Annotated in this window: 19 protein-coding genes; 10 read left to right on the forward strand and 9 right to left on the reverse strand. The window is 52.1% G+C overall.

The genetic code is table 11. The annotated features are described in order from the left end of the window. Positions 1 to 28 precede the first annotated feature (28 nt). Positions 29 to 2,938 (reverse strand): RNA polymerase-associated protein RapA, encoded by a 2,910-nt coding sequence (gene rapA / locus E6C74_RS10960; protein WP_136485057.1) that lies wholly within the window; start codon positions 2,936 to 2,938, stop codon positions 29 to 31. Between the two features lie 465 nt (positions 2,939 to 3,403). On the opposite strand from rapA, the gene E6C74_RS10965 reads away from it, so the two are divergent. The 5 genes from E6C74_RS10965 to E6C74_RS10985 all read left to right on the forward strand — a co-directional run bounded on the left by E6C74_RS10965 (position 3,404) and on the right by E6C74_RS10985 (position 8,058). Further along, positions 3,404 to 4,780, forward strand: coding sequence for a PhoH family protein (locus E6C74_RS10965; protein WP_136485059.1), 1,377 nt, complete (start codon positions 3,404 to 3,406; stop codon positions 4,778 to 4,780). Between the two features lie 116 nt (positions 4,781 to 4,896). Then, positions 4,897 to 5,901 (forward strand): ornithine carbamoyltransferase, encoded by a 1,005-nt coding sequence (locus tag E6C74_RS10970; RefSeq protein WP_136485061.1) that lies wholly within the window; start codon positions 4,897 to 4,899, stop codon positions 5,899 to 5,901. A 229-nt stretch (positions 5,902 to 6,130) separates the two neighbouring features. Further along, the gene (pyrB, locus tag E6C74_RS10975; protein ID WP_136485063.1) at positions 6,131 to 7,060 is read left to right on the forward strand and encodes an aspartate carbamoyltransferase; all 930 of its coding nucleotides are present in this window, start codon (positions 6,131 to 6,133) and stop codon (positions 7,058 to 7,060) included. 12 nt (positions 7,061 to 7,072) lie between these two features. Then, positions 7,073 to 7,540 carry an aspartate carbamoyltransferase regulatory subunit gene (gene pyrI, locus E6C74_RS10980; protein WP_136485065.1) on the forward strand — a complete coding sequence of 156 codons (468 nt, stop codon included), beginning with the start codon at positions 7,073 to 7,075 and terminating at the stop codon, positions 7,538 to 7,540. 128 nt (positions 7,541 to 7,668) lie between these two features. Next, the gene (locus E6C74_RS10985) at positions 7,669 to 8,058 is read left to right on the forward strand and encodes a RidA family protein (RefSeq protein ID WP_136485067.1); all 390 of its coding nucleotides are present in this window, start codon (positions 7,669 to 7,671) and stop codon (positions 8,056 to 8,058) included. Positions 8,059 to 8,208: 150 nt separating this feature from the next. Here the strand turns inward: E6C74_RS10985 and E6C74_RS10990 are convergent, their stop codons facing one another. The 8 genes from E6C74_RS10990 to mlaF all read right to left on the reverse strand — a co-directional run bounded on the left by E6C74_RS10990 (position 8,209) and on the right by mlaF (position 13,611). After that, the gene (locus E6C74_RS10990) at positions 8,209 to 8,952 is read right to left on the reverse strand and encodes a 1-acylglycerol-3-phosphate O-acyltransferase (protein ID WP_168797016.1); all 744 of its coding nucleotides are present in this window, start codon (positions 8,950 to 8,952) and stop codon (positions 8,209 to 8,211) included. A gap of 72 nt (positions 8,953 to 9,024) precedes the next feature. Beyond that, the gene (murA, locus tag E6C74_RS10995; RefSeq protein ID WP_136485071.1) at positions 9,025 to 10,290 is read right to left on the reverse strand and encodes a UDP-N-acetylglucosamine 1-carboxyvinyltransferase; all 1,266 of its coding nucleotides are present in this window, start codon (positions 10,288 to 10,290) and stop codon (positions 9,025 to 9,027) included. Between the two features lie 9 nt (positions 10,291 to 10,299). Further along, a complete protein-coding gene (gene ibaG / locus E6C74_RS11000; RefSeq protein WP_136485073.1) occupies positions 10,300 to 10,554 on the reverse strand; it encodes a BolA family iron metabolism protein IbaG in 255 nt (84 codons plus the stop codon). Next, positions 10,547 to 10,876 (reverse strand): lipid asymmetry maintenance protein MlaB, encoded by a 330-nt coding sequence (locus E6C74_RS11005; RefSeq protein WP_136485075.1) that lies wholly within the window; start codon positions 10,874 to 10,876, stop codon positions 10,547 to 10,549. Before E6C74_RS11005 ends, ibaG begins: the two co-directional genes overlap by 8 nt. Further along, a complete protein-coding gene (gene mlaC / locus E6C74_RS11010; RefSeq protein WP_168797020.1) occupies positions 10,873 to 11,514 on the reverse strand; it encodes a phospholipid-binding protein MlaC in 642 nt (213 codons plus the stop codon). The genes E6C74_RS11005 and mlaC overlap by 4 nt, the downstream gene beginning before the upstream one ends. Before the next feature lie 21 nt (positions 11,515 to 11,535). Beyond that, the gene (mlaD, locus tag E6C74_RS11015; protein WP_136485077.1) at positions 11,536 to 12,024 is read right to left on the reverse strand and encodes an outer membrane lipid asymmetry maintenance protein MlaD; all 489 of its coding nucleotides are present in this window, start codon (positions 12,022 to 12,024) and stop codon (positions 11,536 to 11,538) included. 2 nt (positions 12,025 to 12,026) lie between these two features. Continuing rightward, positions 12,027 to 12,818, reverse strand: a complete 792-nt coding sequence (gene mlaE / locus E6C74_RS11020) for a lipid asymmetry maintenance ABC transporter permease subunit MlaE (RefSeq protein WP_136485079.1) — start codon at positions 12,816 to 12,818, stop codon at positions 12,027 to 12,029. Then, on the reverse strand, positions 12,808 to 13,611 hold the full coding sequence (mlaF, locus tag E6C74_RS11025; protein WP_136485081.1) for a phospholipid ABC transporter ATP-binding protein MlaF: 804 nt from the start codon (positions 13,609 to 13,611) through the stop codon (positions 12,808 to 12,810). Before mlaF ends, mlaE begins: the two co-directional genes overlap by 11 nt. Positions 13,612 to 13,954: 343 nt before the next feature. Between mlaF and E6C74_RS11030 the strand changes: the two genes are divergently transcribed. The 5 genes from E6C74_RS11030 to lptA are packed head-to-tail and all read left to right on the forward strand — an operon-like array spanning position 13,955 to position 17,496. Beyond that, positions 13,955 to 14,920 (forward strand): calcium/sodium antiporter, encoded by a 966-nt coding sequence (locus E6C74_RS11030; protein ID WP_136485084.1) that lies wholly within the window; start codon positions 13,955 to 13,957, stop codon positions 14,918 to 14,920. A 12-nt stretch (positions 14,921 to 14,932) separates the two neighbouring features. Continuing rightward, entirely contained in the window at positions 14,933 to 15,907 is a 975-nt protein-coding gene (gene kdsD / locus E6C74_RS11035) for an arabinose-5-phosphate isomerase KdsD (RefSeq protein ID WP_136485086.1), read from the forward strand. After that, positions 15,907 to 16,464, forward strand: a complete 558-nt coding sequence (gene kdsC / locus E6C74_RS11040) for a 3-deoxy-manno-octulosonate-8-phosphatase KdsC (RefSeq protein ID WP_136485088.1) — start codon at positions 15,907 to 15,909, stop codon at positions 16,462 to 16,464. Before kdsD ends, kdsC begins: the two co-directional genes overlap by 1 nt. Beyond that, positions 16,461 to 17,024: an LPS export ABC transporter periplasmic protein LptC gene (gene lptC / locus E6C74_RS11045; protein WP_136485090.1), complete on the forward strand. Its 564-nt coding sequence runs from the start codon at positions 16,461 to 16,463 to the stop codon at positions 17,022 to 17,024. The genes kdsC and lptC overlap by 4 nt, the downstream gene beginning before the upstream one ends. Further along, positions 17,005 to 17,496: a lipopolysaccharide transport periplasmic protein LptA gene (gene lptA, locus E6C74_RS11050; RefSeq protein WP_136485092.1), complete on the forward strand. Its 492-nt coding sequence runs from the start codon at positions 17,005 to 17,007 to the stop codon at positions 17,494 to 17,496. Before lptC ends, lptA begins: the two co-directional genes overlap by 20 nt. Positions 17,497 to 17,500 lie beyond the last annotated feature (4 nt).

Consider the following 17,500-nt stretch of genomic DNA (forward strand, 5'->3'; position numbering starts at 1 on the left):
AAGCCTTTTTCGTTGCCGGCAGCAAACGTTAGTTGTGTGCTACCACAATCAGACGCAGTGAATCGAGTTGGTACTGCGCTTCACTGATGTAGCCGTTCAGGGCTACAATCTGCTGCTCCAGGGCTGCAATCTCTTCATCACGAATGTTCGGGTTGACCGCTTTCAGCGCCTGCAAACGCTCCAGTTCGCCGTTCAGGCTGTGCTGCATCTCCTGCTGGGCCTGAGTACGAATCGCCGCCACATGTTCAACCACCGGGATTTCACTGGCGCTGATCAGACGATGAATATCATTCTGTACCGAGCTGACCAGTTTACTCGCCAGATGACGGTTAACCGGGCTGAGCTGACGGTTGAACGATTCAAAATCCACCTGAGCCGACAAATCAGTGCCGCGCGAGTCCATCAGCATACGAATCGGTGTTTTCGGCAGAAAACGGCTGATCCCACTGCGTTTCGGTGCCTGGGCATCGACCACGTACACCAGCTCAATCAGAATAGTACCGACCGGCAGAGCTTTGTTTTTCAGCAGCGACACCGCCGACACACCGACACCTTCACTCATCAGCAGATCCATACCGCCCTGAATCATCGGGTGCTCCCAGCTGATCAGGTGCATGTCTTCACGCGATAGTGCGGTATCACGATCAAAGGTGATCGTGGCACCTTCATACGGCAGTCCCGGATAGCTTGGTACCATCATGTGCTCAGACGGCGTCACTACCAGTGCGTTCTCTCCGCGATCTTCCTGATTGAGGCCTACGGTATCAAACAGGCTCAGCGCGAAGGTCACCAGATTGGTGTCACCATCGGTCGCGGCAATCTGCTCGGCAATTTTCTGCGCCCGTTCACCACCGTTCGAGTGCATTTCCAGCAGGCGATCACGGCCCTGCTCGAGCTGGGCTTTGAGGGTTTTGTTCATCTGCGCGGATGCAGCCACAATCTCATCCAGGCCAGTCTCCTCACCGGAGGCCAGCAATGCAATCAGACGCTCAGCAAACTCATCATACACCGCACGGCCGGTCGGACAGGTTTCAGCAAAGGCATTCAGCCCTTCGTGATACCAGCGCGCCAGAATTGCCTGCGAGGTGCCTTTCAGGTACGGGACGTGAATATCGATATCCTGTTTCTGACCGATGCGGTCGAGACGACCGATGCGCTGCTCAAGCAAATCCGGGTTAAACGGCAGGTCAAACATCACCAGCTGGCTGGCAAACTGGAAGTTCCGTCCTTCAGAGCCGATTTCGCTGCAGATCAGCACCTGGGCGCCGCCCTCTTCCTGGGCAAAGTAAGCCGCCGCTTTATCACGCTCCAGAATTGACATACCTTCATGGAATACCGTGGCACGAATGCCTTCGCGCTCGCGCAGCGCCTGCTCCAGCTGCAACGCGGTGCTGGCGCGCGACGCGATCACCAGAATTTTATCGCTGCGCTTGGCTTTGATTTTCTCCAGCAGCCAGTTCACCCGTGAGTCAAACTGCCACCAGCTGGCATCATCGCCTTCAAATTCCTGGAAGATCTCTTCCGGATAAAGCATTTTCATCGCCCGCGCTTGCGGGCTCATCTTGCCGCCAATCATGCCCGCCACCCGCATCGACGTGGTGTACTGCTGCGGGATCTCCATCGGCATCAGATGGACATTACGTACCGGGAAACCTTTGATCGCGGCACGGGTGTTACGGAACAGCACGCGGCCGGTACCGTGACGATCCATCAGGTTATCAATCAGTTCCTGACGCGCTGCCTCTTGTTGTGCCTGGTCACTGTCACTTTCCAGAATACGGAACAGCGGCTCGACATCCTGCTCGGACAGCAGCTCGGCGATCTGATTTTTAGCGTCATCCGCCAGCGCATGACCGCTGAACAGCGCGCTGACCGCATCCGCCACCGGTTCGTACTGCGCTTCTTCCTGCACAAAAGCTTCATAGTCGTAGAAACGGTCAGAATCAAGCAGGCGCAAACGGGCAAAGTGACTTTCACGCCCCAGCTGTTCCGGTGTTGCCGTCAGCAGTAGTACACCCGGTGTACTTTCCGACAGCGCTTCAATCACCTGATATTCGCGGCTTGGATTATCGACACTCCACTCCAGGTGGTGCGCTTCGTCCACCACCAGCAGATCCCATTCCGCGTCCAGCGCCTGTTCAAAACGCTTGCGGCTTTTGCGCAGAAAATCGAGCGAACACAACACGAACTGCTGGGTCTCAAACGGGTTATCGGCTTCAGCAAAGGCTTCCACACAGCGCTCTTCGTCAAACACTGAAAAGTGCAAGTTAAAGCGGCGCAGCATCTCCACCAGCCACTGGTGCTGCAGGGTTTCCGGCACCACGATCAGAATGCGTTCCGCCCGGCCAGACAACACCTGCTGGTGAATGATCATACCGGCTTCGATGGTTTTACCCAGGCCCACTTCGTCCGCCAGCAAAACACGCGGCGCATGACGACGGCCCACTTCATGGGCAATATAGAGCTGATGCGGAATCAAACCAGCGCGCATACCACACAGGCCGCGCATCGGGCTTTTGTGTTGTTGGTACTGGTTATTCAGAGCGCGGTAACGCAGCACGAAATTGTCCATCCGGTCGATTTGGCCGGCAAACAATTTGTCCTGCGGTTTATTAAAGCGAATCTGGTTGCTGAGGAAGATCTCACGCAGCGCAACCCCCTCCTCACCACTGTCTTCGCGGGTACCGATATAAGTGAACACGCTGTTCTCTTCCAGCACCTGCTCCACTTTCAGCGACCAGCCTTCCTGACAGTCGATGACATCACCCACGTTAAAAGTCACTCGGGTGACCGGGGCATCATTACGCGCGTAAACACGGTTTTCTTCCGATGCTGCGAACATCAAAGTCACAGTACGGGCATCCAGAGCCACGACTGTACCTAAACCTAAATCGCTTTCCGTATCGCTAATCCAGCGCTGCCCCAAAGCAAAAGTCATGTATCGACTACCTCATCAATTTGGAATGGAATATATCTACTGACACTGCACCCACAGAAGGGAAACCCGACCACAAACCAGCACAGACACTGGGTTTAAAATCGTTTGGATAACATTATGGTGGTTCAAAAAGAGTGGTGCAGAAAAAGGTCGCTAATCTTACTTGATGGCGTGATAGAGGTCACGCGCAAACCCGGCTTTTTTTCGTCAAGATCTGTCTGACATCAAACTGTAAGAAACAAGTGGCATTTCTATTCAGCAAGGGTTGCTATACTCAGCGAGAAGGCGCACGACAGCCAGTAAAACTGGCACAAAGTCTGCAAGTTCAAACAGAGAGTATCAACACGGGTTTGCAGTCAGCCGTCAGGTGATCGAACACATACCCCTAAGCGTACGATCCCCTGACAGGGCAATGAATGCAAACATCCATTGCTTAGCAAGCTACACAGTAGCAAGGAGACGCTTATGGGCGATACCGACCGGAAACTGTTTGTCCTGGATACCAATATCCTGCTTCATGAACCACTAGCCATTTACTCCTTCCAAGAACATGATGTGGTCATCCCAATGACCGTGCTCGAAGAACTCGACCGAATCAAAGACAGTAAACGCGATGTCGCGCGCGACGCACGCGTCGCCATCCGGGCGCTGGAAAACCTGTTCCACGACGCCACCCCGGATGAAATCACCGAAGGCATCCCGTTCACCACTCACACGAACGCGTCCGGCTCAATAGCCATCCTGGCCGATTATGACGTGCCGGAAACCGTGAAAGCCTTCACCGACAAGGAAGGCGACAATCGCATTCTTAACGCGGTGCTGCACCTGCAAAATAAACGTGCGCCGCGTGAAGTAGTGCTGGTCACGAAAGACATCAACATGCGCCTGCGCGCCAAAGGCGCCGGGGTACGCTTCGTCGATGATTACCGCAGCGACCAACTGATCGACGACGTACAGTACCTGACCAAAGGCTTCCAGACCCGGCCGGGTAATTTCTGGGACCAGGTCAGCAATGTCGACAGCTACACCCTGGAAGGCAAAACCTACCATAAACTCGACCGTGAACCATTTGAACCGACCTACATCAACCAGTATGTGCTGGATGAAGAGAGTGACTTTGCTGCCCGGGTTGAAGTCATCAATGAAGACAAAATTACCCTGCGCGATTTAAGCCGTGAGCGTATGCTGCATCGCAAAGCGTGGGACATTACCCCGAAAAATATTTATCAGGGTATGGCGATGGACGCCCTGCTTGACCGCGATATCGACCTGGTGATCCTGACCGGGGCAGCGGGGAGCGGTAAAACCCTGCTGGCGATGGCGGCAGCGCTGGAGCAGACCATTGAGAAGAAAATGTTCGATAAGATCATCGTAACCCGCAACACGCCCGACATCGGCGAATCCATCGGCTTTCTGCCCGGCAGCGAGGAAGAGAAAATGATGCCGTGGCTGGCCTCGGTCACCGATACCCTGGAAGCGTTGCACAAACATGACCACTGTACCGAGAGCTCGCTCAAGTACATCGTCGACAAAGCCAATATCCAGTTTAAATCGATTAACTTTATGCGCGGCCGCTCCATTCAGAATGCGTTCGTGCTGCTTGATGAATGCCAGAACTTAACTGCCTCGCAAATCAAAACCATCATTACCCGCTGTGGCGAAGGCACTAAGATCGTCTGCTCCGGTAACCTGGCGCAGATTGACTCCCCTTACCTCACTCCGGTGACCTCCGGCCTGACTTATATGGTAGAGCGCTTCAAAAACTTTGAAGGCAGCGCTAACATCCACCTCAATGGCGTGGTTCGCAGCCGTCTGGCCGAATTCGCCGAAGAGAATTTATAATCACATCTGGCGAGATATCTCGAATATCTCGCCATTTATTTAAAATAATTATTCACTTTAACCGCATTAGTATGTTTTACTAGCCAGACTCAATTGTTATTGCTAAGGACTGAGATATGGCTTTCAATTTACGTAACCGCAATTTTCTCAAACTGCTCGACTTCACGCCGAAGGAAATTCAATTTTTACTCGACCTGGCGGCGGATCTGAAACGTGCTAAATACACAGGTTCAGAACAGAAAAAGCTGGTGGGAAAAAACATCGCGCTTATCTTTGAAAAGTCGTCAACCCGTACCCGTTGTGCGTTTGAAGTGGCCGCATTTGACCAGGGTGCGCAAGTCAGCTATCTCGGCCCGTCCGGCTCGCAAATCGGCCATAAAGAATCAATGAAAGACACCGCTCGGGTGTTGGGTCGTATGTATGACGGCATCGAATACCGTGGTTATGGTCAGGCGATCGTTGAAGAGCTGGCGCAATACGCCGGTGTTCCGGTCTGGAACGGCCTGACTGACGAGTTCCATCCGACCCAGATCCTGGCCGATTTTCTCACCATGCAAGAACACGGTGGCGGCAAACCACTCCATCAGCTGAGCTTTGCTTACCTGGGTGATGCCCGTAATAACATGGGCAATTCCCTGCTGGTCGGCGCAGCGAAAATGGGCATGGATATTCGTCTGGTTGCACCAAAAGCGTACTGGCCGGAAGCTGAACTGGTGCAAACCTGCCAGCAAATCGCCGAGCAAACCGGTGCCAGCATCACGCTGACCGAAGATGTCAATGAAGGTGTCAACGGAGTCGATTTCCTCTACACCGATGTATGGGTATCAATGGGCGAAGCTCCGCAAGCCTGGGATGAGCGGGTTGCGCTGATGAAACCGTACCAGGTTAACATGGCCGTAGTGGAAGCCACCGGCAATCCGCAGGTCAAATTCATGCACTGCCTGCCAGCTTTCCACAACGATGAAACCACCGTCGGTAAAGAAGTGGCGCAGAAATACGGCATGAAAGGACTGGAAGTCACCGAAGAGGTATTTGAGTCTGACCACTCTATCGTGTTCGATGAAGCAGAAAACCGCATGCACACTATCAAAGCGATTATGGTCGCGACCCTCGGCAGCTGATTATCCTTGCGCTCACACAAACTAGGCGTATAATTCCGAGCAATTTGTCTGAGGGGTAGCCAGTGAAACTGAATCAGGTTCTAGATACTGCAAGCACGTTTGGTAAGCGACTATGCTTACAGGGCCTGCTATTTTTTGCTCCTCACCAATGATTTTAAAGCCTCCCAGATCGGGGGGCTTTTTTATGGCTAAAAGCTTTGTATTGCTACATATTAAAGGGAAGAAGATCATGGCGAATTCGCTTTATCAAAAGCACATCATCTCCATTTCTGAGCTGTCTCGTGAAGAGCTGGAACTGATTGTCAAAACCGCGGGCCAGCTGAAAGCGCAGCCAAATCCGGAATTGATTAAGAACAAAGTGGTCGCGAGTTGTTTCTTTGAACCATCAACCCGTACCCGCCTGTCGTTTGAAACGGCGATTCAGCGTATCGGCGGCAGTGTGATCGGTTTTGATAACGGCGGTAACACTTCTCTGGCTAAAAAAGGCGAAACCCTGGCTGACTCGGTGCAGGTTATCTCTTCTTACGTGGATGCGTTTGTGATGCGCCACCCGCAGGAAGGTGCGGCGCGTCTGGCGTCTGAATTCTCCAACGGCGTGCCGGTCATCAATGCCGGTGACGGTTCTAACCAGCATCCGAGCCAGACCTTGCTCGATCTGTTCTCGCTGTATGAAACCCAGGGCCGTCTGGATAACCTCAACGTGGCTTTTGTCGGTGACCTCAAATATGGCCGTACGGTGCACTCGCTGACTCAGGCGCTGGCGAAGTTCAATAACAACCGCTTCTTCTTCATCGCGCCGGAAGCACTGGCGATGCCGGACTACATCTGTGAAGATCTTGACGACGCCGGGATTGAATACAGCCTGCACAATGATATGGAAAGCGTGATTGCTGAACTTGATATTCTGTACATGACCCGGGTGCAGAAAGAGCGTTTTGACGAATCGGAATACGCACATATCAAATCGGCTTACGTGCTGACTGCCGATCACCTGAAGGACGCACGTCCCAATATGAAAGTGCTGCACCCGCTGCCACGCGTGGACGAGATCACCACAGATGTCGATAAGACTCCGCACGCGTACTTCTTCCAGCAGGCAGAAAATGGTGTGTACGCTCGTGAAGCCCTGCTTGCCCTTGTCCTGAATGAATCACTGTAACCGGAGTCTGTTATGAGTAAAGAAACCAAACTGCAAGTCGAAGCGATTAAAAACGGCACAGTGATCGACCACATTCCGGCCAAAGTCGGCATCAAGGTGCTGCGCCTGTTTGATATGCACAACTCCAGTCAGCGTGTCACGATCGGCCTGAATCTGCCCTCTTCGGCTCTGGGCCATAAAGATCTGCTCAAAATAGAGAACGTGTTCATCAGTGAAGAGCAGGCCAACAAGCTGGCGCTGTATGCGCCACACGCGACCGTGAACCAGATTGAAGATTATCAGGTGGTGAAGAAGCTTGAACTGGTGCTGCCTGAGCGTATCAACGATGTTTTCGCCTGTCCGAACAGCAACTGCATTTCACACAATGAACCGGTGGAAAGCAGCTTCCGCATTTTCGAAAAAAACCACGATATCCGCCTTAAGTGTAAGTACTGCGAAAAAGTATTCTCACGCGAAATCGTGACTGAACGCGAAGCCTGATGAGGTCATTTTCAGTGATCGGATACGACGGCCAGTCGCACGGAATGGGTGACTGGCTCTTTACCTCTCAGGCAAGAACAGGCACACTAATCGTCCCGCTTTTTGCTTAAACAATGGAATAAACAAGCATGACTAAAGTTCTGCATACTGAGTCTGCACCAGCAGCAATCGGCCCGTACATTCAGGGCGTAGACCTAGGTAACATGGTTCTGACTTCAGGTCAGATCCCGGTAAACCCGGCAACAGGTGAAGTTCCGGCTGATATCGCCGCGCAAGCTCGCCAGTCACTGGAAAACGTGAAAGCTGTGGTTGAGTCTTCAGGCCTGACTGTTGGCGACATCGTCAAACTGACCGTGTTTGTCAAAGACCTCAACGATTTTGGCACAGTGAACGAAGTGTACGGCAAGTTCTTTGATGAGCACCAGGTTGCTCATTACCCTGCTCGCTCTTGTGTGGAAGTTGCTCGTCTGCCAAAAGATGTTGGCATCGAAATCGAAGCGATTGCAGTACGTAAATAGATTCCCGTACGCAAGTAAACTGCAGTACACAAATAAACTGCAGTGCGCCAATCATCCGTGACCGGATCAAAAAAGGTTGCTCTCTGAGCAACCTTTTTTATCGCTGACGATCCACTCCTGCTGCTATTGAGGCAGTGCTGAGCTTGAGCCTTAGCTGTTGGATGTCACCTTGTGGCTGTTCAGCAGCTCAACTTCTTCATCCAGCTCCTGCAGCTTAGCTTTCATGTCGTGGTAACACTGCTTAGTCAGCTCACGCACGTGCTCTTTGCCCAGGCCTTCCGTGCTGACCGGTGGCAGCATCTCAACAATGATATGACCATTGTTCCAGCGGTTAATACGCAGTTTATCGGTTGAGCTGCACACGATAGGAATAATCGGCACACCGGCGCCGATCGCCGCGTGGAATGCACCGGCTTTAAACGGCAGCAAGCCACGACCGCGCGAACGGGTCCCTTCCGGGAACATCCATACCGACACATCGCTGTTTTTCATGCTGTCGACAACCTGATCGATCGTGCCTTTCGCCTTAGTCTTATTGGCACGGTCAATCAGAATATTACCGGTCAGCCAGTAAAGCTGACCGAACAACGGCATCCACGCCAGGCTCTTTTTACCGACCGTCACCACTTTTGGCGTCACTGCCGAAGAAACCGTAACCAGATCCCAGTTGTTCTGGTGGTTGGCAATGTAAATCGCCTGGCCGCGGTTATAAGCATTGTCCGGAATGCGCAGCTCCAGTTTAATGCCGAACACTTTCGACATCGCACCGAACATACGTCCAAACGTGAACACGTGCTTCGGGTTACGCGGACTGAGCAGACAGTAGCCACAACCAAACACAAACATTACGACAGCAAACATCACCACCGCAATAATACGCAATAAAGCAATCATCCAGATTCTCCAAAGGAGCTCGAATAAAAAAGCCGAAACCCACGGATTTCGGCCCATAAACAAAACAGCAGTTTAACTCGACTCGCTGAAGCGCTCAATGTTGGCGCCCAGTGCCGATAGCTTGTCTTCAATCTTTTCGTAACCGCGATCGATATGATAAATCCGGTCAACGATGGTTTCACCCTTGGCAATGCAGCCGGCAATCACCAGACTGGCCGATGCACGCAGGTCGGTCGCCATCACCTGAGCACCGCTCAGAGACGTGACATCACCACAGATCACAGTATTCCCTTCGATCTCTGCTTTAGCGCCCATACGCATCAGTTCAGGCACATGCATAAAACGGTTTTCAAAGATGGTTTCAGTGATCACGCCGCCACCTTTCGCCATCATATTAAGCAGAGTGAACTGAGCCTGCATGTCGGTCGGAAAACCCGGATGCGGCGCGGTACGAATCGTCACAGCTTTCAGATCGCGGCCGGTCATATCCAGACTGATCCAGTCATCACCGGTTTCAATCAGTGCGCCGGCATCTTCCAGCTTAGCCAGTACCGCTTCGAGCAATTTTGCGTTGGTGTTACGACACACAATCTTGCCATTTGATACGGCCGCGGCAACCAGGAAAGTACCGGTTTCAATGCGGTCAGCCACCACCGAATGTTTACCGCCACCCAGACGTTCCACGCCTTCAATGGTGATGGTATCGCTGCCGGCACCACTGATTTTGGCCCCCAGTTGATTGAGGAACATCGCGGTATCGACGATTTCCGGCTCACGCGCGGCGTTATCCAGCACGGTTTTGCCTTCTGCCAGTGTCGCAGCACACATAATTGTAATGGTGGCACCGACGCTGACTTTATCCATCACGATGTGAGCGCCTTGCAGGCGGCCATCGACACTGGCTTTGACGTAACCGTCTTCCAGAGCAATGGTCGCACCCAGTTGCTCCAGGCCATGGATGTGCAGGTCGACCGGACGTGCGCCAATTGCACAGCCGCCCGGCAGAGACACCTGACCCTGGCCAAAACGCGCCACCAGCGGACCCAGAGCCCAGATAGAAGCACGCATGGTTTTCACCAGGTCATACGGCGCGCAGTACTGGTCAATCTGGCTTGGATCGACATGCACTGAACCGTTGCGTTCAACTTTGGCCCCCAGGCGCTTAAGCAGCTCCATCGTGGTGTCAATATCACGCAGATGCGGAACGTTGGCGACCTCGACCGGCTCAGAAGCCAGAATCGAAGCAAATAAAATAGGCAGTGCAGCATTCTTTGCACCAGAGATGGTCACTTCGCCCTGCAGGGGCTTATCTGACCCGATAACTCGAAACTTATCCATTCACAAACCTTAAAGCGACATCAACTTCTTATCGCGAGCCCACTCATCTGGCGTGAACGCTTTAATCGAAACGGCGTGAATGTCGTTGCGCTGGATGTACTCCATTAACGGAGCGTAAATCATCTGCTGTTTCTTCACACGGCTCATACCTTCAAATGCAGCATCCACAGCCAGCACTTCATAGTGGCTGCCTTCACCTTTGACGTGAATCTCTTGAAGTTCGAGTGCTTGTTCTAATATCTGTTGTACTTGTGCGCTATCCACAATTCACCCCGGCTGGTTGTTCTAAGTGCTGAGCCATCATGGTTTCGATGTTGCTCAGTTGAAACAGTGTGCGCAGTTGTTCTGGCACGAAACTGAGCATTATATGACAGTTTTGTTTTTTTGCATGCTCTATTAAATGAATTAACATTACCATCCCTGCTGAGTCGACTCGTGATACATCACGCAAAGAGAGGGTACAACGCGCACTTTGTGGTTGCCATTGCTGTAAAATCACCCACAAAGACGGGACTTTGTCCCGGTCCAGCGCGCCATTCAGAGCACACTGCTCGGGGCTGAGGACTTGCCATTGCGGATGGCTCATTCGGATTTACTCTCAAAACGGATCGGTTGCTGCGCCTGTTTTTCCAGCTCTTTGGCCACCGCCAGAATACCCTCCTGACGAATTTTCGTGTTCCACTCTGATTGCTTACTCGACAGCAGACTGATGCCTTCCGCAACCATGTCAAAAGCACGCCATTCACCGGATTTCTCTTTGCGCAGTTTGAACTCAAGATTGATGTTCGGACGCGGCGCATCAATGATATCAACTTTCACACTGGTGATGCGGCGGTCATCTTCGACTGGCAGTTCCGGCGCAAATTCAAGGGTCTGATCCGTGTACTGGGTCAGCACCTGAGCGTAGTTAGTGATCAAATAAGCGCGGAAGGCCTGAATAAACTCACCCACCTCTTCGCGTTTCGCGCCGCGCAGGTTAGAGCCCAGCAGTTTCAGAGCTGCGTATTGATCATTGACATACGGCATCAGTTCTTCTTCAACGATCACTTTAAGATAGTTCGGATCCTGATGGATTTTTGGCTGTTCCGCTTTAAGGCGGTCAAACGCCTGCTGAGCGACCTGTTTCATCATCTGATACGGGTTGGTCTGATCAACGTCCTGCGCCGCACTTGCCGACCAAGAGACCAGAACACTGAGCAGCAGGACAAAATAACGCTTCCACATCATAGATTTAGTCATCATAGATTACTCACTTTTCTCATCGTCAGATCCACCTACGCTGTAGAGGAACTGACCAATCAAATCTTCCAGAACCAGGGCTGATTTGGTGTCTTCAATCCGATCACCCTCTTTCAGCATCTGTTCATCTTCAAATACAAAGCCCGGGATCAGGCTGATGTACTGCTCGCCAATCAGACCTGAGGTCAGAATTTGCAGGCTGGACGTATCCGGGAACTGACTGTAACGGCTGTCGATAGACAGGGTCACGGTTGGCAGCAGTCGCTCTTTATCGAGCGAAATGTCTTCCACCCGGCCAACCACTACGCCACCCACTTTCACAGGCGAGCGCACTTTCAGACTGCCAATATTGTCAAATTCCGCTTTGAGCGTGTAAGTATCCCCAGAGCCCAGACTTTTCACGTCAGCGACTTGAAAAATCATTACCAGAATTGCGCAAATTCCTGCCAGCACAAAACTGCCTACCCAAAATTCTAGTTTACGTGTTTGTTGCATGATTAATTCCCAAACATCAGTGCGGTCAGTACAAAGTCGAGGCCCAATACAGCCAGTGACGAATGCACTACGGTTCGTGTTGTTGCACGGCTGATGCCTTCAGACGTCGGAATCGCATCATAGCCATTAAAAAGAGCAATCCAGGTGACAGTAATGGCAAACACCACACATTTAATCACACTGTTGCCAATATCTTGTCCCAGCTCCACCGAGGCCTGCATCGCGGACCAGAAACTGCCGTGGTCAATGCCTTTCCAGTCGACACCGACCAACTGCCCGCCCCAGATACCGACCGCCATAAAGATCATCGCCAGCAGCGGCATAGAAATGAGTCCGGCCCACAGGCGTGGCGCAATGACACGCTTGAGCGGATCAACCGCCATCATTTCCAGACTGGACAGCTGCTCAGTGGCTTTCATCAGGCCAATCTCTGCCGTCAGCGCCGAACCGGCACGACCGGCAAACAGCAAGGCGGTCACCACCGGGCCCAGTTCACGCAGCAGCGACAATGCCACCATTTGCCCCAGGCTGGTTTCTGCGCCGTAATCGACCAGAATGACGTACCCCTGCAAGCTGAGCACCATGCCGATAAACAGGCCGGAAACGATAATGATCGCCAGCGACTGAACGCCGACACTGTAGAGTTGCTTGATCAGCAGCGGCAGATTTTTCAGTGGCCGCGGACGACCGGCTAAGGCGCCGAATAACATCAGACTGGCCCGGCCGAACGCTTCACACACGGCAAAATAACGTCGGCCCAGGCCACTGATACCGTGTTTTAAATTATCCAACATGGAACAGATCCTTTTCTATCGGCCGCGCCGGGAAGCGAAACGGTACCGGACCATCAGCATTGCCTTGCAAAAACTGCTGCACGCGCGGATCCTCGTTACGACGCAATTCCTCTGGCGTGCCATACGCAATCACTTTACCGTCAGCGAGTAAATAGACCCAGTCGGCAATACTCATTACCTCCGGCACATCGTGCGACACCACGACAGACGTCACACCCAGCGCCTGATTGAGATTACGAATCAGCTCAACCAGCACACCCATGGTAATCGGATCCTGCCCGACAAACGGTTCATCAAACATGATCAGTTCAGGATCGAGCGCAATAGAGCGCGCCAGCGCAGCACGGCGGGCCATACCACCCGACAACTCGCTGGGCATCAGCTGGGCTGCGCCACGCAGGCCGACCGCTTCCAGCTTAAGCAGCACCAGGGTTTTGATCAGCGATTCATCAAGCTGAGTATGCTCGCGCAGCGGAAACGCCACGTTGTCAAACACATTAAGATCGGTGAACAGGGCTCCGGACTGGAACAGCATGCTCATTTTTTTGCGGATTTTGTATAATTTACTGCGGCTGAGGGCGGGAATGTTCTGGCCGTCAAACCAGATTTCGCCTTTTTCGGGCAGTAACTGGCCGCCAATCAAACGTAACAGGGTGGTTTTTCCGATACCAGAAGGCCCCATAATGGCGGTCACTTTCCCCTTCGGAACCTGCAAGCTGATGTCATCAAAAATCACGCGCTCCGCACGGGAGAAGGTCAGATTTTTGATGGTGATTAATTCGGTTTCAGACATACTCACAATTCGCTGTTGTCGGATTTCCTGCTAAGAATGGGCAATCATAAGCACATTACTGCGAAATTAAAAGCACCGTTCAATTACATTTAACCGACAATTAGCAATTCACGCCCCATTCGGCCTGCAGTTCTGGTTTGCTGATAATATCATCAAATCAATACCCACCGACATCCGCTTGTGATGATGAAAACAGCAAAACATGCGATCAGTAACAGCGCATCATCACCACACAGAACCACGAAAATGCGACAATAAATTGTATCTTCGACTTCCCTTTTAATGACCAACACGTCAAAATTAGCGGTTACTCGTTCAGTTATTCATAAAGTTAGGAATTGTCATGCTCGAAGCCATTGCGTTTCTTATTGTAGGTCTCATTTTGCTCGTCTGGAGTGCCGATAAACTGGTTTTCGGTTCTGCCGCCCTGGCGCGCAACGTAGGCATTTCACCGCTGGTGATCGGTATGACCATTCTGGCTATGGGCTCTTCGGCTCCGGAAATGATGGTGTCCGCCACGGCTGCGCTGGAAGGCAAAACCGATACCGCAGTCGGTAACGTGCTGGGCTCGAACATCGCCAACATCGCGCTGATTCTTGGTATTACCGCCCTGATCAAACCGCTGTCGATCAGCTCAACCGTGATTCGTCGTGAACTGCCGCTGATGCTTGGTGTCACTTTATTAGCCGGCGCACTGTTGTGGGATAACCAACTGGGCTTTTACGAAGGCGTCCTGCTGTTCGTCCTGTTTGCACTGTTTATTCTGGCGATGCTGAAAATCAGCCGTAGTGAGCAGAGCAATGGCGATGCCCTGCTCGAAGAGCACGAATCAGAGATCCCGCAAGGGGTAAGTAATATGAAAGCGGGCATGTGGGTGGTGATTGGCCTGATTTTACTGCCGATTGCCGCGAGTATGCTGGTCGATAATTCCGTGGTGATTGCTAAATACTTCGGTATGAGCGATCTGGTGATCGGCCTGACCATTATTGCGATTGGGACCAGCCTGCCAGAGCTGGCGGCTTCTCTGGCAGGGGTTCTGAAAGGTGAAGATGACATGGCAGTCGGTAATATTATCGGCTCCAACGTTTTTAATATTCTGGCGGTCATGGGCCTGCCGGGCATTCTCAACCCTTCCGTGCTGAGTGAGCACGCAATGGGGCGCGATTTCTGGGTGATGCTGGCGGTCTCGGTCCTGCTGCTGATGATGGCGCTGGGTAAATCACGCAGCATCAACCGCATTGAAGGCACTATCCTGTTCGTTGCCTTTTTGGCATATCAGATTTACCTGTTCATGAATATGACCGCTTAACGGGAGTGTAGGATGTCGGATAACTTTGACTACCGCAGTGTTGCCAACCAGGTGCTGGCAACGGAGATCGAAGCACTACAACAACTGGACCAATATTTTAACCATGACTTCTGCCGTGCCTGTGAGATGATTCTGGCGAATAAAAGCGGTAAAGTCGTGGTGATGGGCATCGGCAAGTCCGGCCACATCGGCCGTAAAATGGCGGCCACCTTCGCCAGCACAGGCACCTCATCCTTCTTTGTTCACCCCGGCGAAGCCTCACATGGCGACCTGGGTATGATTGAGAGCGGCGATATTGTCCTAGCCATTTCCAACTCCGGTGAGTCGTCCGAAATTCTCGCTCTGTTCCCGGTTTTAAAGCGCCTCAATAATCGTATCATCAGTATGACGGGTAATCCGCAATCGAATATGGCTAAACTGGCCGATATTCACCTGCAGATGACGGTACCGAAAGAAGCGTGTCCACTCGGCCTGGCGCCGACCTCAAGCACCACCGCCACGCTGGTGATGGGAGATGCGATGGCGGTTGCTCTGCTGCAGGCGCGCGGCTTTACCGCCGAAGACTTTGCTTTATCGCATCCAGGGGGCGCTCTGGGGCGTAAACTGCTGATGAAGCTGAGCGATATCATGCATTCGGGTGACGCTTTACCCAAGGTTCAGCCGAATGCGCTGGTACGTGATGCCCTGCTCGAAATCAGTCACAAAGGGCTCGGGATGACCGCAGTGGTCGAGGGTGATGATCAGCTGGTCGGCATATTCACTGATGGTGACCTACGTCGTATCCTGGACAAACGCATCGATATTCACAGCGCGACAATCAGCGAAGTGATGACCCGTCACCCGACCGTCGCCTCACCGAATCTTCTGGCCGTAGAAGGACTCAACCTGATGCAGGACAAGCGCATTAACGGCCTGATGCTGGTCGAAAACGGCCAGGTGGTCGGTGCTTTGAATATGCACGACTTATTAAAAGCAGGAGTGATGTAATGAGCCAGATGGTCGAAACTCTGTACGGCGAGGTCGCTGCTGATATTCTGGCTACCGCCGGGCAGATAAAACTGCTGATTTGTGATGTAGACGGCGTGTTCTCTGACGGGCTTATCTACATGGGCAATCAGGGCGAAGAGCTGAAAACATTTCATACCCGCGACGGATATGGCGTAAAATCACTGATGAATGCCGGCATTGAGATAGCCATTATCACCGGACGACGTTCGCAAATCGTCGAAAACCGGATGCAGGCGCTGGGCATTTCTTTGATCTACCAAGGTCAGGACGACAAGGTCAAAGCCTATCAGGATATTTGCGAAAAATTGGCGATCGACCCAAAGCATACCGGTTACATTGGTGATGATTTGATCGACTGGCCGGTGATGGAAAAAGTCGCCCTCAAAGTGTGTGTGGCTGACGGCCATCCTCTGCTGGCCAAGCGGGCCAATTACGTGACCCGCATCAAAGGCGGACACGGCGCAGTACGCGAAGTGTGTGATTTAATTTTACAAGCACGGAATGAGCTCGACGTACATAAAGGCCTGAGTATATGAGTTTTTCTCGTATCCTTTACGCGATACTTCTCTTTATTGCTTCCTGGTCAGCCTATTACCTGCTGGACAAAAAGCAAAACAGCGCTATTCAGGTGGCTCCTAATTATGAGTTGCCGATGTTTAGTGGTAAAAATCTGGATAACGTCTCGTATAATCAGCAAGGCGTGCGGAACTATGTTATTACTTCACAGCATCTGGATTACTACGCGAAAAGTGGCAACACCACTTTCGAATATCCGGTACTGAAAGTCTATCAGCAAGGGGTTACCCAGGAGTGGCAGGTCACCGCCAATCGCGGCATTCTGACCAAAGACCATGTGCTGATTTTGTATGACAACGTGATGGCAAACAACTTACTGGCGGGCTCTGCCTTTGACGAACTGTCAACGGCCAAGCTGAGTATTCAGCTCGATAACCGCGATTTTTGGGCCGACAGCGAAGTTAAAATGAACGGCCCGCAGTTTGAAACTCGCGGACAGGCGATGAAAGGAAATTTCTCCGAACACTCGGCTGTTCTGTATAACCATGTGCAAGGTAGATATGAAATTCTCACACCTTAGTTTGATTGCTTGCCTGCTGGCGTCCGGCCAGGCACTGGCTCTGACCACCGATTCTAAGCAACCGGTTTACATCGATTCAGACAGTCAGCAACTGGACATGAAAAGCAACCGCGTGACCTTTTTGGGTGATGTAAAACTCAAGCAGGGCAGCATCAACATTAACGCCGATAAACTGGTTGTGGTACGCGATGCCAAATCCGGCCAGATTGAAACCATCGAAGGTTATGGCAACCTGGCGACTTTTTCCCAGTTGACGGATGAGGGTAAGACTCTGTACGGTGAAGCGAAAGAGTTGCATTACAAGATGTCCGAAGACGAACTGACCATGATTGAAAAAGCGATGCTGGCTCAGGATGACAGTGAAATCCGCGGTAAAAAAATCCGCTACAAAATTTCGTCGCAGAAGTTGATTGCAGATGGTGAAGGCAACGGACGTGTCTCGACCGTACTGCAGCCTCAAGCGGCCCAATAAGAAC

The organism is Vibrio sp. H11 (assembly GCF_004804295.1).
GTDB lineage: Bacteria > Pseudomonadota > Gammaproteobacteria > Enterobacterales > Vibrionaceae > Vibrio > Vibrio ostreae.

What these genes read in the sequence shown, in the direction of transcription:
- rapA (WP_136485057.1), bottom strand. Translation starts at nt 2,938, where the DNA reads ATGACTTTTGCTTTGGGGCAGCGCTGGATTAGCGATACGGAAAGCGAT.
- E6C74_RS10965 (WP_136485059.1), top strand. Translation starts at nt 3,404, where the DNA reads ATGGGCGATACCGACCGGAAACTGTTTGTCCTGGATACCAATATCCTG.
- E6C74_RS10970 (WP_136485061.1), top strand. Translation starts at nt 4,897, where the DNA reads ATGGCTTTCAATTTACGTAACCGCAATTTTCTCAAACTGCTCGACTTC.
- pyrB (WP_136485063.1), top strand. Translation starts at nt 6,131, where the DNA reads ATGGCGAATTCGCTTTATCAAAAGCACATCATCTCCATTTCTGAGCTG.
- pyrI (WP_136485065.1), top strand. Translation starts at nt 7,073, where the DNA reads ATGAGTAAAGAAACCAAACTGCAAGTCGAAGCGATTAAAAACGGCACA.
- E6C74_RS10985 (WP_136485067.1), top strand. Translation starts at nt 7,669, where the DNA reads ATGACTAAAGTTCTGCATACTGAGTCTGCACCAGCAGCAATCGGCCCG.
- E6C74_RS10990 (WP_168797016.1), bottom strand. Translation starts at nt 8,952, where the DNA reads ATGATTGCTTTATTGCGTATTATTGCGGTGGTGATGTTTGCTGTCGTA.
- murA (WP_136485071.1), bottom strand. Translation starts at nt 10,290, where the DNA reads ATGGATAAGTTTCGAGTTATCGGGTCAGATAAGCCCCTGCAGGGCGAA.
- E6C74_RS11005 (WP_136485075.1), bottom strand. Translation starts at nt 10,876, where the DNA reads ATGAGCCATCCGCAATGGCAAGTCCTCAGCCCCGAGCAGTGTGCTCTG.
- mlaC (WP_168797020.1), bottom strand. Translation starts at nt 11,514, where the DNA reads ATGTGGAAGCGTTATTTTGTCCTGCTGCTCAGTGTTCTGGTCTCTTGG.
- mlaD (WP_136485077.1), bottom strand. Translation starts at nt 12,024, where the DNA reads ATGCAACAAACACGTAAACTAGAATTTTGGGTAGGCAGTTTTGTGCTG.
- mlaE (WP_136485079.1), bottom strand. Translation starts at nt 12,818, where the DNA reads ATGTTGGATAATTTAAAACACGGTATCAGTGGCCTGGGCCGACGTTAT.
- mlaF (WP_136485081.1), bottom strand. Translation starts at nt 13,611, where the DNA reads ATGTCTGAAACCGAATTAATCACCATCAAAAATCTGACCTTCTCCCGT.
- E6C74_RS11030 (WP_136485084.1), top strand. Translation starts at nt 13,955, where the DNA reads ATGCTCGAAGCCATTGCGTTTCTTATTGTAGGTCTCATTTTGCTCGTC.
- kdsD (WP_136485086.1), top strand. Translation starts at nt 14,933, where the DNA reads ATGTCGGATAACTTTGACTACCGCAGTGTTGCCAACCAGGTGCTGGCA.
- kdsC (WP_136485088.1), top strand. Translation starts at nt 15,907, where the DNA reads ATGAGCCAGATGGTCGAAACTCTGTACGGCGAGGTCGCTGCTGATATT.
- lptC (WP_136485090.1), top strand. Translation starts at nt 16,461, where the DNA reads ATGAGTTTTTCTCGTATCCTTTACGCGATACTTCTCTTTATTGCTTCC.
- lptA (WP_136485092.1), top strand. Translation starts at nt 17,005, where the DNA reads ATGAAATTCTCACACCTTAGTTTGATTGCTTGCCTGCTGGCGTCCGGC.